Origin of the sequence: Paraburkholderia phymatum STM815 (genome assembly GCF_000020045.1) — a bacterium.
In the GTDB taxonomy this organism is placed as follows: domain Bacteria; phylum Pseudomonadota; class Gammaproteobacteria; order Burkholderiales; family Burkholderiaceae; genus Paraburkholderia; species Paraburkholderia phymatum.
In genome coordinates this window covers 803,615-819,315 of record NC_010622.1, presented here as the reverse complement: position 1 = coordinate 819,315, position 15,701 = coordinate 803,615, and the positions used below count along the sequence as shown (strand labels likewise).

The following is a 15,701-nucleotide window of genomic DNA, read 5'->3' as shown; positions in this document are numbered from 1 at the left end:
AACGATGCGGACGCTTTTTTTTTATGGCCACGTCACTGCGGCGGAGGCTCCGCTATTGCGCCTTTTGCGAACCACGCTTCGCAATGACGCAGCAGCCCGTTCAGATCGGAGCCCGGTCGTCCGCGTGCGCAGACGTAGCCGTCGGGCCGCACCAGATAGAACGAAGGCCGCGTACGGCCGAATGATTCGCTGAGCGATGGCCCGCCGCCGTCGCCGCTCGCATCGGACACGCGCCACACGCGCACTGCGCCCGGCAGCAGCCCTTCGACCGCGCAGACGAACCGGTCGAGATCGGCGGATCGCACGGGCTTGCGCGCGAGGCGCAGCAGCTTGCCGTTGCTGGACGCCGCTTCTTCGGGTGGATCGACGAGCAAAAAAAGCGAGAAGAACGCCGGGTCATGCAGATCGAAAATGCAGCCTGTGCCGGGCGCACGTCCCAGCGGCCCATCGACGACGTGCACGAGCGCATCGGGTGCACGCTCGCCCGCACGGGGGCCGCCGTCGAGCACGCGTTCGAGCGTCAGCGGCGAGCGCCGGTATTGAATCGCCAGTTCGCTGACCGTGAGCCGCGCGGCATCGCGCAACGGTCCCAGCGCAGCGAGCACAGGCATCACGCGCTCGCGCAGCAGCTTGAGCGGGCCGTGGTCCGCTTCCGCCAGTTGCGTGACGAAGCTCGTTTGCCGCAGCACGTCGCGCTCGATCGGATGACGTTCGAGGTGGTATGTGTCGAGCAGCCGCTCGGGCGCATCGCCCTTCAGCACGCGTGCAATCTTCCAGCCGAGATTGAACGCCTCCTGTATGCCTGTATTCATCCCCTGCGCGCCGGCGGGACTATGCACGTGCGCGGCATCGCCCGCCAGGAACACGCGCTGCGCGCGCAACTGCTCGACCATGCGGCTATTCAGATGAAAATAGCCCGACCAGCTCAGGCCCGTGATGTCGATGGGGTGATGGATGCGGCTCTTCGCGATCAGACGGCATTCGTCGAGCGTCGGCGCGGGAATCGCCGCGAGCGGCGCAGCGTCGCCCGTTGACGGCACGGAGGGAGACATCGCGGGATGATCGGCGATCAGCCGATGCCGGCCTTTGCCCATCGGGAAGAGCGCCGCGAGCCCCGCACCCGAAGCGAAGATATGGAATTCATCGTCGGACCAGCCGGTATCGGCTTCGAGATCGGCGAGAAGGAAAGTCTGCTCGAACGTCTTGCCCGCGAAGCTCATGCCGAGCCGGTGGCGGATCGCGCTATGCGCGCCGTCGGCGGCGATCATGTACGACGGATGGAGCGTTTCGACATGGCCGTCCAGGCGTTGCAGCGTCGCGTTGATGCCCGCCGAACCTTGCGCGAACATCGTCAGCTCGGTGCCGCGTTCGACCTGCACGCCGAACGTGGCGAGGTGCTCCGTCAACAGGTGCTCGGTGACGGACTGCTCGAGAAACAGCAGATAGGGATAGCGCGTCTGCAACGGATCGAAGTCGAGCCGCGCGAGCCGATGCCCGTTCGAGTACAGGTTCGCGGTGCGCGCGCGATGGCCGAGCTCCAGAAACCGGTCCACGATCCGGTGTTGTTCAAGCAGTTCGAGCGTGCGCGCCTGGATGCCGATCGCGCGTGAATGCGGATCTGCCTGCGGCGCCTTGTCGATGAGCCGCACGGGCACGTGCGCGCGCGCAAGACTCATGGCTGCCGCCAGCCCCGTCGGCCCCGCGCCGACGATCAGCACGGGCGGTACGTCGAAGGAAGCACCCGTCATGCAGACCTCCGCAGTCGGACATGTCCGCTAGTGTACGCCGAGCATTTGCGTCGCTGCCGCGCGGCCGACGACGCAGCGCATCAACGCGTCATCGGAAGATCGGCCGACTTCAATGCACGTGCGGCGTGTGATCAAGCGAACAGCGATGCTGCGTCGTGCCCATATCGACCTGCAGCGTCGCGTGATGCATGTCGAATTCGGTGCGCAGCGTGCCCACGATTGCGTCGATCACGCGGTCGCCAGGGTGGCCGCCGGGAATCACGAGATGCGCGGACAGCGCGTTGCCCGTAGTCGACAGCGCCCAGACGTGCAGGTCGTGCACGTCAGTGACGCCCGGCTGCGCGGCGAGGTAGGCGCGAATCTTCTGCATGTCGACGCCGCGCGGCACGCCGTTCAATGCGAGGCTCAGAGAATCGCGCAACAGACCCCACGTGCCGTAGACGATCACCGCGACGACGACGAGGCTCATGACGGGATCGAGCCACGTCCAGCCGGTGAACACGATGGCGAGGCCGCTGACGGCGACGGCGGCCGATACGGCGGCGTCGGCGAGCATATGCAGGAATGCGCCGCGGATGTTCAGGTCGTCACCCTGGCCGCGCATGAAGAGCCACGCCGACACGCCGTTCACCACCATGCCCACGCAGGCGACGATGAACACGTCGAATCCCGCGACTGGCGAAGGATGAATCAGTCGCCCCACCGCTTCCGCGACGATCACGCCACACGCGAACAGCAGCAGCCCCGCATTGAGCAGGCTCGCGAGAATCGACGAGCCGCCGAGTCCGAACGTGTAGCGCGCGGATGGCCGGCGCGTCGCGAGCCACGTTGCGCCCCACGCGAGCAGCAGGCCGAGCACGTCGGAGAGATTGTGGCCGGCATCCGCGAGCAGCGCCGTCGAATTGGCCAGCACGCCATACATGCCCTGCACGACGACGATCGCCACGTTCAGTGCGACGGCGATCGCAAACGCGCGGCCGTGTCCGGCGGCAGGCACGTGGTGATGATGGTGATGCCCGTGACCATGCCCGTGCCCGTGATGCGCATGCGCGTCCTTGCCGCCGCTTGCGTCAGCGTGGTCGTGAGCCTGGTCGTGCGTGTGGCCGTCGCCATGCGAATGCGCGTGGTCTGCGTCGTCGTGACCCGCGTGGTCGCAAGCATCGGTGTGCACGTGCGCCTTCGGTTGATGCGTCACGGAGGCGCTGTCCGTCTGATGAGCGGTGTATTTCATGCGTGATCCTGCGTGAATTCGGCGGAAGCGTCGCTGACAGGTTCATCGACGTGTTCGAGCATGTCGGTCAGCATGCCGCTGATGTGTCCGTCGGCGGCGACGTAGAAGACCTGCTTGCCTTGCCGCTCCGCGCGCACGATGCGCGCGGCCCGCAGCAAGCGCAGATGGTGGCTCACGAGCGACGGCGATAAGTTGAGCGACTCCGCGATCGCGCCGACCGCACGCCGTTCGTCAACACAGGCGAGCACGATGCGCAGGCGCGTCGGATCGCCAAGCAGGCGGAACAGATCGGCGAGCTGGACGACACGGACGTCGGTATTCAGGGATGTAACGGCTGACATTTCGGGCACGTCGATCGGCGAGACCGATATTGACATATGTACATGTGTTCACATGTTATTGCACAACACGCCCGACGTCAATCACGGGAAGGATTCGCCGAGTATGGGAAAATGCGGGTTTTCCTGTATCACACCTCGCCTGCGTCATGCACCCAGTTTTCGACCGCGCGTATAGCGCGCATCGTGACGGCCGGCTCGACGACGCCGAGCGCGGCTATCGCGCCACCCTCGATCTCGATCCCGCTCACGTCGACGCGCTGCATCTGCTCGGCGTGCTGCGCCATCAGCAAGGCCAGCACGAGGAAGCGGCCGACCTCGTGCGCCGCGCTGCCGACTTGCGCCCGCAAGATGCCGCGTTGCAGCTGAACCTCGGCAATGCGCTGAAGGCGCTCGGCCGTCTCGACCAGGCAATCGAACGCTTTCGCAATGCGCTGACGCTCGCGCCGACGTTTCCGATGGCGCACTACAACCTGGGCAACGCGTACGCGCTCGCGGGGCGCCATGAAGACGCCGTCGATGCGTTCCAGAAGTCGCTGCGCCTGCAGCCGATGGACGCGTCGTCACACGTCAATCTCGGCAACGCGCTGCATGCGTTGGGCAGGCACCGTGAAGCGGCCGATTCGTTCCGGCGCGCGCTCGAACTGCGGCCCGGCCATGCGGGCGCGCACAACAACATGGGCATGGCGCTCAACGCGCTCGGTTCCGCGACGGAGGCAGGCGCCCATTTCCGCGCGGCGCTGAAGATTGAGCCGCGCTTCGTCGCCGCGCGTTTCAACCTCGCCAATACACTCGACGCGACGGGTCAGCATGAACAGGCCGTCACGGAGTTCGAAGCGGTCCTTGCGATGCAGTCGAGCTTGCCGCCCGCTTTGTTCGGCCTCGGTAACGCGCTCGCGTCGCTTGGCCGTCATGCAGAAGCGCGGCCGCGTTTCGAACGCGCCGTTGGTCTTGATCCGGCCTTTGCGCTCGCGTGGCTGAGCCTCGGCGCCGCGCATCACGCGCTCGGCGCGCACGACGCTGCCGTGCGCGCTTTCGACCAGGCATTGCGTCTGCGTCCCGATCTGCCGATGGCGCATATGAATCGCGGCGTCGCGCTGCTCACGCTGGGCGACTTCAAGCGTGGACTGCCGGAATATGAATGGCGGCTGGAAAACGCGGCCGCGGCGCCGGACGCGACGGCGCTGCCGCGCTGGAACGGCGAGCCGATCGAAGGAAAGACGTTGTTCCTGCACGCCGAGCAGGGTTTCGGGGACACGCTGCAATTCGTGCGTTTCGTCGAACAGGTGGCGGGACGCGCCGTGCGGATCGTACTTGAAGTGCAGCCGCAGCTCTTGTCCTTGCTCGCGCCGACAGCGGAACAATGGCGCGTCACGCTGATACCGCAAGGCGCGCCGCGGCCGCGCGCCGATTTGCAGTGCCCGCTGCTGAGCCTGCCATTCGCACTCGGCACGGAACTCGACACGATTCCGGCACGCACGCCTTATCTGCAAGCACCCGCCGCGTCCCGCCGCACGTGGCGCGGCTCGCTCGGCGGGCACGCGAAGCGCAAGCTCGGCCTCGCGTGGTCAGGACGCGCGCAGCGTCAGGAGAATCGCTCGCTGCCGCTCGCTGCGCTCGAGCCGCTGTTCGCGCTCGCCGGCATCGACTGGATCGTGCTGCAGCCCTCGCTCACCGACGAAGAACGCGCCGCGCTCGATCGGCATCCGCGCGCGAAGAACATCCATCGCTTCGACGGGCGCATTCGCGACTTCGCCGACACGGCGGCCATTATCGAGCGGCTGGATGGCGTGGTGTCGGTCGATACGGCGATTGCGCACCTGACGGGCGCGCTCGGCAAGCCGCTTTGGCTGATGCTGCCGTTCGCGGCCGACTGGCGCTGGTTCACGGACAATCGAAGCAGCCCGTGGTATCCGTCCGCGCGCCTCGTGCGGCAGCCCCGGCCGGGCGCATGGCAGGAAGTCGTCGAAGACGTGGCGGCGGCGCTGCGCGCGTGAGACGGGCGCGTACTGCATCGCCGAAACGGCCGATGAAATGAAAACCCCCGCACACGTGCGGGGGTCTGGTTCTACAGCGTCGGGGCACGCGCCCCATAACACGCGACGGCTCAGGCCGTCCGGTACCGGTTGCGGGCTTCTTCCGTGCGATACAGCACGAGGGTCGCGATCAGACCGCAGATGGCGGCGACGCTCATCCACAGCCCGGGCGCCGCCTTGTTGCCCGTCGAATGGATCAGGTACGTGGCAATTGCCGGCGTGAAGCCGCCGATCGTCGTCGCGAGGCTATACGCGAGCGAGAAGCCTGCCGTGCGCACGTCGGCCGGCATCACTTCCGTCAGCGCGACGACCATGCCGCCGTTGTAGCAGCCATACAGGAACGACAGCCACAGCTCGACCATCAGCAGGCGCGCGAACGATGGATCGGCAACGAGCCACTGCACGGCCGGGTACGACGTGAGGATCGTCAGGATTGTGAACGTCAGCAGCACGGGACGGCGACCGACCCGGTCCGAAATCGCGCCCGAGATGGGCAGCCAGATCAGGTTCGATACGCCGATGCACACGGTGACGATCAGGGTGTCGATTGCGGAGAGCTTCAGCACTTCCTTGCCGAAGGTCGGCGTGTACGCGGTGATCATGTAGAACGACACCGTCGTCATGATCACCATGCCCATGCCGCCCAGCACGACGCCCCAGTTCTGCGCCATCGAACGGAAAATCTCGCCAATCGACGGGCGATGCTTCTTCGCGAGGAATTCCTCCGTTTCTTTCAGCGAGCGGCGGATCAGGAACAGGAACGGCACGATCAGACAGCCGATCAGGAACGGCACGCGCCAGCCCCATGCCGTCATCTGGTCGGCGGGCAGCAGGCGGTTCAGGAACACGCCGATCAGCGCGGCGAACACTACGGCCACCTGCTGACTGCCCGACTGCCACGAGCAATAGAAGCCCTTGTTGCCCCTCGTTGCGATCTCCGACAAATACACCGACACGCCGCCCAGCTCGACACCCGCCGAGAAGCCCTGCAACAGGCGCCCAAGCAGCACGAGCACGGGCGCGAGCACGCCGATCGTCGCGTAGCCGGGAATCGCCGCGACCGTGAGCGTGCCCAGCGCCATCAGCGCGATCGTGAGAATCAGTCCTTTGCGGCGGCCGTGATGGTCGATGTACGCGCCGAGCACGATGGCGCCGAGCGGACGCATCAGGAAGCCCGCGCCGAACACCGACAGCGACAGCATCAGCGAAGCGAATTCGTTGCCGCCCGGAAAATACGTCTTCGCGATCGCAGCGGCGTAGTAGCCATAGACCATGAAGTCGTACATTTCGAGGAAGTTTCCGCTGACGACGCGGAAGACGGTGCGGACCTCGGATTCGTCCGTCGCTGCTTGAGCATGGGATGCAGTTGCCATTGACTTTCTCGGAATGGGCCCGTTATCTGCATCGCAAGCAGCGTTGGGCAGTTCAAACGATCCGCGGGGAGCGCGGATGCCCGCTCCGGCGCGGCCAGGTCGGCTGTCAGGGCGCGACGCTTGCGTGGGCGCGGTATTCTGCTGCGACGATTGCGGTGCAGATACCAGGGTAAACGTGGAGTTTCGCTGACTACATGCGCGTGACGTGATAATAACGTTACTCCGAACGGCACGCATTCAATACGATTTGCTTACAATGACGGATTAGAAAGAATATTCTTCCGATGCCGTTCCCGTCTGGCAATTCCGGCCAGGTGACGCCGGACGATATGCGCCGTATCGTGATCCTCTCGCCGCCGCATGGCTGCCCGATACCCGCTCATCGTTTCGTTCCTACCGCCGCAATGCCAGATTCCGTTTCGCCGCCTTTCCTTTCGTCCCTCGCGCTGCGCCCCGCGACCGAGGCCGACGCCGATCTCATCGCAGCCATTCACAGCGCGAGCTGGCAGGCGACGTATCGCGGGTTGCTGCCCGACGCATTTCTCGACGGCGAAGTCGCGCAGGAGCGCGCATCGTACTGGCGCGCGCGGTTGTCGGCGCCGGGGGCCGAGCGCCGTATCGTGCTGATCGCCGAGCGCGCGGGCGAGCCGATCGGCTTCGTGTGCGTCGAACGCCAGCCGGATTCGCCCTGGGGGGTGCTGCTCGACAATCTGCACGCGCTGCCCGCACACCAGGGAATCGGCGCGGGCAAGCTGCTGATGCGCGCCGCGCAGGAATGGGCGCGCGAGCATGGCGAGGCGCAACTGTATCTGTATGTGCTGGAAGGCAATTCATCCGCGATTGCGTTCTACGAACGCCAGGGCTGGCAGTTTTCCGGCGCGGAGCCGGACCATATGGGCGGCGTCGATATCACAGCATTGCGATACGTCTATACGCTCGACCTCGCCCGCGCCATTCGTCAGGATCACTGATAATTTAGGATTGCTCCGATAGTTTTGACTGACCGGCGCCCGGCACCATACCGCGACCGAAGGCCTCGACTGAAGCCATGAGCATGCAGCCGGTTTTTGTCTGCTGATGTTTTGCCGCTCCGAGGCCAAAAAACACCAACAACATCGAGGCGAGGACCGTGTCGACACCCCCACTCACACTCGTTGCCGGCGAACTGGCCATGCCGCGTCTTCGTCAGCTCGATCTGGTCTCACGCTCCGTCGGTCGCGAATGGTCGCTGCTGCCGCCTGGCGCGAACTTTCGTACGGAGCTCCGGGCGCTGTATGCGGCGATGATGCGAACCTTCTGCATGAGCGCCGCCTTCATTCGCGCGAAGTCTCGCTGGGACACACATGCCGCGCAGCCCCAACCGGCCGCCACCGCTCCCTGCGCGCCCGTTTTCAAGGCCGACACCATTTCTCTCGGCATGCGCGAACCCGTGCTCGTATCGGCTCGCAAGGGCAGACCGACGAACGCGCTGGCGGGCGGCGCGTTCGTCATCGGCGGCGCGGCTTTGATTGCGTGGCTGATGGCGAATCATCCGCGACATGCGTCGTCGCCGGACCTCGCCGCAGCGCCCGAAGTGACGCGCAACATCCTGTCGCGGCAAGACGGCCACGCGGCGGCGCGCGCCGGACAGGCGCACAGCCGGTCCGTTGGCGTCGAACGTTTCGTCGATGCGCCGCTCGCGTGGAACCGCGCGCGTGGCGATCTGCTCGCACGCAACGCAGAGCCTACGCCGGTTACTTCCCATGCAATCGATGCACACCCCCGCGTCCCGTCAACGCGCACGAAGCAGCCGGCTACCGGCCATCCCGTGCACGCTAGGCGCGATGGTCGCGACGCGCGCAAGACAAATGCGGAGAAGCGCGAGCGCGACACGGTTGCGAAGGCGGACGTGCGCCATGCGTGGCGTGCGACGCCCCCTCTGACCGACATCGCGCCGCATCAAAGTCTGCGCCTGCCAGCCGGTTCGCAGATGGCGTCAGGCCAGCCTCCACGCCATCTGCCGTCGATCGCGGGCGCATATTCGCCTGCTGCGCCGTCGGCGCGCTTTGACAGCGACTATGGTTCCGTTGCGATGTCGGCGGGCACGCATGTCAGCGATATCCCGCCCGCGCCAATCCACCACGACCGTGTCGACACGGACAGCACCGACTGGATGAACCACATGTCGCATCGGCGCATCACTGACGCGCCTGACAGTTTTTCGAAGTAAGCCGCGAGCCGCGACATTTCCGCTGCAAGCAGTGCGCCTGCCTGAAGGCACAAAGGGCTGAGTCCACGAATCGCGGACTCAGCCCTATTCTTTGCGCCGTCGCAGTGGATCCCGGCGCCAGCTATACCCTCACCGGTTTGCCGGCAAACCTGCCTCCGCCTGATGTTGCAGTATCAGAACCTGCTGCTGCAACTGGCGCAGTTGCGCCTGGGCCTTCTCCTTTTCGTCGCGCAACGCGAGCGCCTCGTCCTGCGTCTGCCGCTGGTGGTCGGCGACCTTCGCTTCCTGAGTGCGCGCCACTTCGATATCCGCCTGCAACCGTTGTGCGCGCGCCTGTGATTCATTGATCACGCGCTCGATCGACGCCTTCTGTGCCTGCAACTGTGCCCGCCGAATTTCGACTTCCGCAAGCTGCGCCGTTTGCCGCGCGAAGCCTGCATAGATCGCTTCGGCGCGCGTCTGGTCGGACGTTCTGATCACGCGCCAGAAATGCTTGTCCTGAAACAGCGCGACATAGTAGGTCATACTCGGCGCGTGAAAAAACAGCGACGCGCCATAACCGCCGTTGTACGTGGTGCGCATCTCGACGAGCCCGCCGTCGTGAATCAGTTGCATCAGATCGGCGACATCGCCTTGCCCGCTGCCGCTCGAGTCCGCATGTGCGACGAGGCCGGGGGAATCGTCCGCCGTATCGGCAAGACCCGGTTCCGTCGATGCATCCGGCGCGTCGCCCTGCGCGCCTTTCGCCGCGCCCGCACGCACGACGCCCGTTCCCGTTGCTGTGTTGCCGGCCGACTCCGCGATGCCGCCATGCATGAGCGCGCAGGCAAACGCGAGCATGACGGCACGGCGCAAATCCAGGGGGTACTTCATACGTCGATACTCCATGCGAATCGAGAAACAGCCTCGGATTATCGCGCGGATTTTGCCCTCTTTGACGCTTGAAAACAGGACTTTAAATCAAGATAAACGGACAACTAAGTAATTCGGTATGCAAACGCAAAAGATCGTAAAAATGTGGCGGATGTGCTGAGAGCCGTTAGGCGCAACACGGATTTAGATAAACAAACGCACTGACGGATGCGCTGAAATGCAGAACGCGAGCGGGCGTTGCCGGCCCCGCTCGCGTTCGGCGAGAAGTTAGCGAGATCAGAAGCGCGTTTCGCGCGCGACCCGCAGGAACGTATCCAGCAGCGGCGTGCAATCGAGCAGTTCGGGGCCGCCCGCGCGGTGAAACTCGGGGTGCCACTGCACGCCCATCACGAACGGCGCACGCCGATAGCGCACGGCCTCGATGATGCCGTCCGTCCCCGAGACCGCCTCGATATTCAGATCGCGTCCGAGCTGGTTGACGGCCTGGTGGTGGATCGAATTGACGATCGCTTCGCGCCGTCCCGGGAACATGTTGACGAGCGTCGAACCCTCCGGGAAGTGAATCGAGTGACGGTGCTGGTCATAATGTTCGTTAACGTGAATACCCGCCGTCGGCACATCCGTTGCGATGTCCTGATACAGCGTGCCGCCGAACGCGACGTTGATCAGCTGGCAGCCGCGGCACACGCCCAGCACAGGCTTGCCCGACTCGATGAACTCATGCAGCAGCTCGAGCTCGTACATGTCGCGCACCCGGTCGCCGGGCCATTCCGGGCGCGTCGCTGTTTCCGCGTACGACTGCGGCGACACGTCCGCGCCGCCCTGCAGGAGCAGGCCGTCCAGATGCTTCGCGTAGTCGCGCAGGCGGATGTTGCTCGGGTGCAGCATGCCCTGATGGCCGACCGTCGGGATCATGAACACGAGCACGTCGCGCGACATCACCCAGTGCGCGATCGATTCCTCCAGATACTGCAGCGTCTTGCCGCGCAACCCCTTCGCGCCCGGTTCGGGGTGGAAGATCCGCGCCGACACACCGATGCGGAGCGTGCGCTGGGTGATCCTGCGGCCCGCGCGGTCGAATAGCTGCCGCGCGCGTGCCGCGACAATGCGGCCAAACACGGACCACGCCGAATCGCTGTGCTTCAGATACGCGGGCGGACCGGGCGGATAGGCGCTCGCGGGAGGCGGATTCGATGCGCCGAAATCCGGCGCCGAGCCGAAGCCGGGGGGCGGAGCGCCACCGGCTTTCGCCGCTACGCCGAGCGTGCCATCCGGCTCGCCGCCGGGTGCCGCTGTGGGCGCGCCTTCTGTGCCGCGCACGGCCGTCGGGCTCGCACCCGCGGCCGTGGCAGCCGCCCGCTCCGCATTCGATACGACCGACTGCACGCGCGCCGCCGCTTCCTGCTGTGCGGTGGCCTGTGCGGCGCTCGCGCGCGCCTGCTCCGCTTCCCGTCGCTGCACCTCGGCGTCGCTGGACGCCCGGGCGGAGGCCTGAGCCGACACCTGATGAGGCGATTCAGGCGTCACGTTGGAGGCGCTTTCGGGGGAATCGGTGGAAGCCGCTTCTTTGGCTTCTCGCGCGGGCGTGGGCGTCGGAGCCGGACCGGGTATCGGCCCGGGAGCCGGTGCAGGCGGTGATCCCGCTGCGCCGGACTGGCTCGTGGAAGGAGATGGATCGCCGGGAGCCCCGGCGTTATCGGAATTGTTCTCGCTCATGACTGTGTGACAGACGCGTCTTCGCGCGTGAACGAATAGACATACCTCATTATCCGCCTCGGGCCTCGCTGCGGCAAACGAGCACACATTTCGTCACATCAGGACACAACATGCAAGCTGGCGCAAACGGGTCTCAGCCGACCGTCACGCATCGCATCATGGATCGGGCTGCTCCTCGAAAGTCTCGCGCAGCGCAATCTGCATCGTCGCGTGAATGCGCACGCACCAGCGCCACAACAGCGTCAACAGCAGCGCCGCGCACAGCAGCACGGCGATGAGCAGGCCCGTAGGCGGCAGGATCGCGCTGGAAAGCGCCGCGACGAGAAGGAACACCCCAAGCATCGAGACGACGGGCACAAGGTCCGAAATGGCGTAGCGGATCGCACTCGTGAAACGCCCCGCCTTCGCCGGTTGTACGCTAATGTCGGCAAGCAGCAGCGCGAGCGATTTGGTCTTGCGATAGACAGCGACGAGAAACGGCATCGACACGAGCAACGCCGCGCTCCACAGCACGACACGCTGCATCGGTTCGGACGGCAGCCACTTCTCGACGAAGCCGGTTCCGTACGGCGCGCCGTACGACGCGCCCAGAAAGATCGCCGCGACAATGGCCAGATTCACCGCGATCTGCACAATGATGCGGCGCGTGAGTCCAAAGATGGTCGGCTCGCCGGACGCCGGCCGCAGGCTGCCGAGCCATTGCCCGTACATGCCGAACACGTTGGCGACCGTACGCGGCATCGCGCGGCCGAGGCGCTGGGTGAGCGGGTCCGCGGCGCGGATCAGGTATGGCGTGAAGAGCGTCGTCAGTGCGGAGACCGCGACGGCGATCGGATAAAGAAACGCGCTCGTCACCTTCAGCGTGAGGCCAAGCGACGCGATGATGAACGAGAACTCGCCGATCTGGGAGACGGTCATGCCGACGCGCATCGCCGTGCGCCCGTCCTTGCCCGCGAGGAAGGTGCCGAGCCCGCAAGACACGATCTTGCCGAGAATCACCGCGATCGTGATCACGGCGATCGGCCACGCGTGATCGACCAGCACGGCCGGATTGAGCATCAACCCGATCGTCACGAAGAAAATCGCGGAGAACGCGTCGCGCAGCGGCGCGATCAGGTGTTCGATGCGGTGCAGATGGCGCGATTCGGCCATGATCGCGCCGATCAGGAACGCGCCTAGCGCGATGCTGTAGTCGAGCTTGACGACCAGCAGGCAGAACGCAAAACAGAAGCCGAGCACGGACACGAGCAGCATCTCGTCGCTTTGCGACTTCGCGACATAGTTCAGCGCGCGCGGCACGACGAGAATGCCGACCACCAGCGACACCGTCATGAACAGCAGCAGCTTGCCGAGCGTGACCAACGCGATGCCCGCCGACAGCTCGCCCGTCTGCGCAATGCCCGACAGCAGCACGAGCATCGCGATCGCGAGAATGTCTTCGACGATCAGAATGCCGAACACGAGCTGCGCGAAGCGTTCCCGCTTCAGGCCCAGTTCGGCGAGCGCCTTGACGATGATCGTCGTCGACGAAATCGCAAGGATTGCGCCGAGGAACAGCGAATCCATCGGACTCCAGCCGAACGCGCTGCCGATCTCGTAGCCGATCCATAGCATCAGCACGATCTCGGAGAGCGCCGCCACGACGGCCGTCGCGCCGACCTTGAACAGCTTGCGCAGACTGAACTCGAGCCCGAGCGAAAACATCAGGAACACGACGCCCAGCTCGCCGAGCGTCTGGATGGTCTGCTCGTCGTGGATCAGCTGGAACGGCGGCGTGTACGGTCCGATGATCACGCCCGCTGCGATATAGCCGAGCACCACGGGCTGTTTCAGGCGATGAAACAGTACGGTGACGACGCCGGCAAGCGCCATCACGACTGCCAGATCCTGAATGAAGCCAATGCCGTGGTGCATGGTGCCATTCCTTACAAAGAGTAATCTTGAAAATGCGATGGTACCGCACGAACGGTTCAATGCGATTGAGCGCGACGCGGCGAAAGACGCAAACGCGTCGGCATGCGTTCGCCGCGAACTCACGCGCTCGCCCGCAGTCATCACAGATTCCGCGCGACGCATGACGCCGAAGCCGCGCGAAGCGTCACAATACGGATCCCGACTACCGACCTGCCGATTCACGCCATGAGCACCGCCATGTCACCCGAACCCACGCCGTTTCCCCCGCTCGCCCAACTCGCTGCCGATCTCGCCTCCGGCCGCACCACGAGCCGCGCGCTCGTCGAAGCCGCGCTGGCGCGGATCGCCGACCCCGCTGGCCAGGGGGCGGCCGTATTCATGCAGGTCGACGCCGATAACGCGCGCGCCACGGCCGATGCGCACGATCGCCTACGCGCAGCCGGCACCGTACTGTCGCCGCTCGCGGGCATTCCCGTCTCCGTGAAAGACCTGTTCGACGTCGAGGGACAGGTGACGCGCGCCGGCTCGACAGTGCTGGCGAACGCGGCACCCGCCACGGCAGACGCCCCGGCGGTCGCGCGCCTGAAGCGCGCGGGCGCCGTCATCGTCGGTCGCACGAACATGAGCGAGTTCGCGTTCTCGGGGCTCGGCCTCAACCCGCACTACGGCAATCCCCTCTCGCCCTACCGGCGCGGCGTGAAGGGCGACGAGCGGGTGTCGGGCGGCTCGTCGTCGGGGGCAGCAGCGTCCGTCGCGGACGGCATGGCGGCCGTCGCGCTCGGCAGCGACACGGGCGGCTCGCTGCGCATTCCCGCCGCGCTGTGCGGACTTACCGGCTTCAAGCCGACGGCCGACCGCGTGCCCAAACAGGGCGGCGTACCGCTCTCGCCGACACTTGATGCATTCGGCGCGATCGGCGCGACAGTCGCGTGCTGCGCACTGGTCGACCGGATCCTCGCCGGGCTGGAGCCCGTCATTCCGGCTGCGCGGCCGCTCGAGGGCGCGCGGCTCGGCGTGCTGAACCATTACGTGACGGACGGCATCGAGCCGGAAGTCGCCGAGGCTTATGACGCCGCGCTCAAGCATCTGGAGGCGGCGGGCGCGATCGTCAGCGACGTGCGTTTTGCGCCGCTCGACCGGCTTGCCGAAATCAACCGCTTCGGCTTTTCGCCCATCGAAGCCTACGCGTGGCACCGGCCGCTGCTCGACGCGCACCGGGACGCCTACGATCCGCGCGTGTTGACGCGCATCCTCAAAGGCCAGCCGGCGACGGCCGCCGACTATCTCGACCTGCTCGCCGGGCGCGCCGCGGTGCTGGCCGAGGCGCGCACGATGTGGCAGCGCTTCGATGCCCTCGTCGCGCCGACGGTGCCCGTCGTGCCGCCGCGCGTCGCCGAACTGGTGCACGACGACGATGCATTCTTTCGTGCCAACGGCCTCGTGCTGCGCAATCCGAGCGCCTTCAATTTTCTCGATGCCTGCGCGATCTCTGTGCCGTGTCATCCGCGCGGCGGCGCGCCCGTCGGGCTGATGCTGGCCGCCGCGCCGCACGCGGACGACGCGCTGCTGGGAATTGGACGAGCCGTCGAAGCGGTGTTGAACACCATCCGCTGACATGCGCCGCGGATCGCGCACGGCCGTGCCTGGGCGGCGGCATGCGCCGCGGGCTTCGGCTAGAATCGCCGCACCCTTTACCGAACTTCCACCGCCAGCAGGATCATGAATATCGATAACGTTAAATTGCGCCGTGAGCGCAGTCTGCTCGTTCTACTGGGACTCGTCTGTCTCGCGCTCGTCGGTGGCGCGTTGTATCTGCAGTTCGTCGAGCACGAAGATCCGTGCCCGTTGTGCATCATCCAGCGCTATTTCTATCTGCTGATTGCGATCTTCGCGTTTCTCGGCGCGCGCATGCGCGGCTGGACGGGCGTGCGGCTGCTTGAAGTGCTGGCGCTGCTGTCGGCGCTCGGCGGCCTGCTGACGGCGGCGCGGCACGTGTATGTGCAGTCGCATCCGAATTTCAGCTGCGGCTTCGATGCCTTGCAGCCGATCGTCGACGGCCTGCCGCCCGCGCACTGGCTGCCCAGCGTGTTCAAGGTCGCCGGTTTGTGCGAAACGCCTTATCCGCCGATTCTCGGCATTTCGCTGCCGGGCTGGTCACTGATCGGCTTCGCGGTGATTTTTGTCGCGCTGACGGGCAGCATTTGGCGTAACCGTCGGCTTCGATAAGTTCCGGCTTCCCCGCGCCGGGTTCGGCAGTCTTGCC

At 65.7% G+C, this 15,701-nt stretch carries 12 protein-coding genes; 5 read left to right on the top strand and 7 right to left on the bottom strand.

Features of this window, described 5'->3' with window-relative positions; genetic code table 11:
* Nucleotides 1-32 precede the first annotated feature (32 nt).
* The 3 genes from BPHY_RS03655 to BPHY_RS03645 form a co-directional block, all read right to left on the bottom strand.
* The gene (locus tag BPHY_RS03655) at nt 33-1,748 is read right to left on the bottom strand and encodes an FAD-dependent monooxygenase (RefSeq protein ID WP_012400134.1); all 1,716 of its coding nucleotides are present in this window, start codon (nt 1,746-1,748) and stop codon (nt 33-35) included.
* Between the two features lie 109 nt (nt 1,749-1,857).
* On the bottom strand, nt 1,858-2,979 hold the full coding sequence (locus tag BPHY_RS03650; RefSeq protein WP_012400133.1) for a cation diffusion facilitator family transporter: 1,122 nt from the start codon (nt 2,977-2,979) through the stop codon (nt 1,858-1,860).
* Nucleotides 2,976-3,320, bottom strand: coding sequence for an ArsR/SmtB family transcription factor (locus BPHY_RS03645; protein WP_041763700.1), 345 nt, complete (start codon nt 3,318-3,320; stop codon nt 2,976-2,978). The genes BPHY_RS03650 and BPHY_RS03645 overlap by 4 nt, the downstream gene beginning before the upstream one ends.
* Nucleotides 3,321-3,466: 146 nt before the next feature.
* Between BPHY_RS03645 and BPHY_RS03640 the strand changes: the two genes are divergently transcribed.
* A complete protein-coding gene (locus tag BPHY_RS03640; RefSeq protein ID WP_012400131.1) occupies nt 3,467-5,314 on the top strand; it encodes a tetratricopeptide repeat protein in 1,848 nt (615 codons plus the stop codon).
* A 110-nt stretch (nt 5,315-5,424) separates the two neighbouring features.
* Here BPHY_RS03640 and tcuC read toward each other — a convergent pair whose 3' ends face one another.
* Complete coding sequence (gene tcuC, locus BPHY_RS03635) at nt 5,425-6,726, bottom strand: MFS transporter (RefSeq protein WP_012400130.1); 1,302 nt, start codon at nt 6,724-6,726, stop codon at nt 5,425-5,427.
* A gap of 404 nt (nt 6,727-7,130) precedes the next feature.
* Here tcuC and BPHY_RS03630 point away from each other — a divergent pair, with 404 nt between their 5' ends.
* Both BPHY_RS03630 and BPHY_RS03625 read left to right on the top strand, forming a co-directional pair.
* Entirely contained in the window at nt 7,131-7,697 is a 567-nt protein-coding gene (locus BPHY_RS03630; protein ID WP_012400129.1) for a GNAT family N-acetyltransferase, read from the top strand.
* Between the two features lie 158 nt (nt 7,698-7,855).
* A complete protein-coding gene (locus BPHY_RS03625) occupies nt 7,856-8,935 on the top strand; it encodes a hypothetical protein (protein WP_012400128.1) in 1,080 nt (359 codons plus the stop codon).
* Between the two features lie 129 nt (nt 8,936-9,064).
* On the opposite strand, the gene BPHY_RS03620 is transcribed toward BPHY_RS03625, so the two are convergent.
* The 3 genes from BPHY_RS03620 to BPHY_RS03610 all read right to left on the bottom strand — a co-directional run bounded on the left by BPHY_RS03620 (nt 9,065) and on the right by BPHY_RS03610 (nt 13,438).
* Nucleotides 9,065-9,808, bottom strand: coding sequence for a DUF2968 domain-containing protein (locus BPHY_RS03620; RefSeq protein ID WP_012400127.1), 744 nt, complete (start codon nt 9,806-9,808; stop codon nt 9,065-9,067).
* Between the two features lie 276 nt (nt 9,809-10,084).
* Nucleotides 10,085-11,524, bottom strand: coding sequence for a gamma-glutamyl-gamma-aminobutyrate hydrolase family protein (locus BPHY_RS03615; RefSeq protein WP_012400126.1), 1,440 nt, complete (start codon nt 11,522-11,524; stop codon nt 10,085-10,087).
* A 156-nt stretch (nt 11,525-11,680) separates the two neighbouring features.
* Nucleotides 11,681-13,438 (bottom strand): cation:proton antiporter, encoded by a 1,758-nt coding sequence (locus tag BPHY_RS03610; RefSeq protein ID WP_012400125.1) that lies wholly within the window; start codon nt 13,436-13,438, stop codon nt 11,681-11,683.
* Nucleotides 13,439-13,675: 237 nt separating this feature from the next.
* Here BPHY_RS03610 and BPHY_RS03605 point away from each other — a divergent pair, with 237 nt between their 5' ends.
* Both BPHY_RS03605 and BPHY_RS03600 read left to right on the top strand, forming a co-directional pair.
* Complete coding sequence (locus BPHY_RS03605; protein ID WP_085965092.1) at nt 13,676-15,052, top strand: amidase; 1,377 nt, start codon at nt 13,676-13,678, stop codon at nt 15,050-15,052.
* A gap of 105 nt (nt 15,053-15,157) precedes the next feature.
* Nucleotides 15,158-15,664 carry a disulfide bond formation protein B gene (locus BPHY_RS03600; RefSeq protein ID WP_012400123.1) on the top strand — a complete coding sequence of 169 codons (507 nt, stop codon included), beginning with the start codon at nt 15,158-15,160 and terminating at the stop codon, nt 15,662-15,664.
* Nucleotides 15,665-15,701 lie beyond the last annotated feature (37 nt).

What these genes read in the sequence shown, in the direction of transcription:
- BPHY_RS03615 (WP_012400126.1), bottom strand. Translation starts at nt 11,524, where the DNA reads ATGAGCGAGAACAATTCCGATAACGCCGGGGCTCCCGGCGATCCATCT.
- BPHY_RS03630 (WP_012400129.1), top strand. Translation starts at nt 7,131, where the DNA reads ATGCCAGATTCCGTTTCGCCGCCTTTCCTTTCGTCCCTCGCGCTGCGC.
- BPHY_RS03650 (WP_012400133.1), bottom strand. Translation starts at nt 2,979, where the DNA reads ATGAAATACACCGCTCATCAGACGGACAGCGCCTCCGTGACGCATCAA.
- BPHY_RS03600 (WP_012400123.1), top strand. Translation starts at nt 15,158, where the DNA reads ATGAATATCGATAACGTTAAATTGCGCCGTGAGCGCAGTCTGCTCGTT.
- BPHY_RS03610 (WP_012400125.1), bottom strand. Translation starts at nt 13,438, where the DNA reads ATGCACCACGGCATTGGCTTCATTCAGGATCTGGCAGTCGTGATGGCG.
- BPHY_RS03640 (WP_012400131.1), top strand. Translation starts at nt 3,467, where the DNA reads ATGCACCCAGTTTTCGACCGCGCGTATAGCGCGCATCGTGACGGCCGG.
- BPHY_RS03620 (WP_012400127.1), bottom strand. Translation starts at nt 9,808, where the DNA reads ATGAAGTACCCCCTGGATTTGCGCCGTGCCGTCATGCTCGCGTTTGCC.
- tcuC (WP_012400130.1), bottom strand. Translation starts at nt 6,726, where the DNA reads ATGGCAACTGCATCCCATGCTCAAGCAGCGACGGACGAATCCGAGGTC.
- BPHY_RS03645 (WP_041763700.1), bottom strand. Translation starts at nt 3,320, where the DNA reads ATGTCAGCCGTTACATCCCTGAATACCGACGTCCGTGTCGTCCAGCTC.
- BPHY_RS03655 (WP_012400134.1), bottom strand. Translation starts at nt 1,748, where the DNA reads ATGACGGGTGCTTCCTTCGACGTACCGCCCGTGCTGATCGTCGGCGCG.
- BPHY_RS03605 (WP_085965092.1), top strand. Translation starts at nt 13,676, where the DNA reads ATGTCACCCGAACCCACGCCGTTTCCCCCGCTCGCCCAACTCGCTGCC.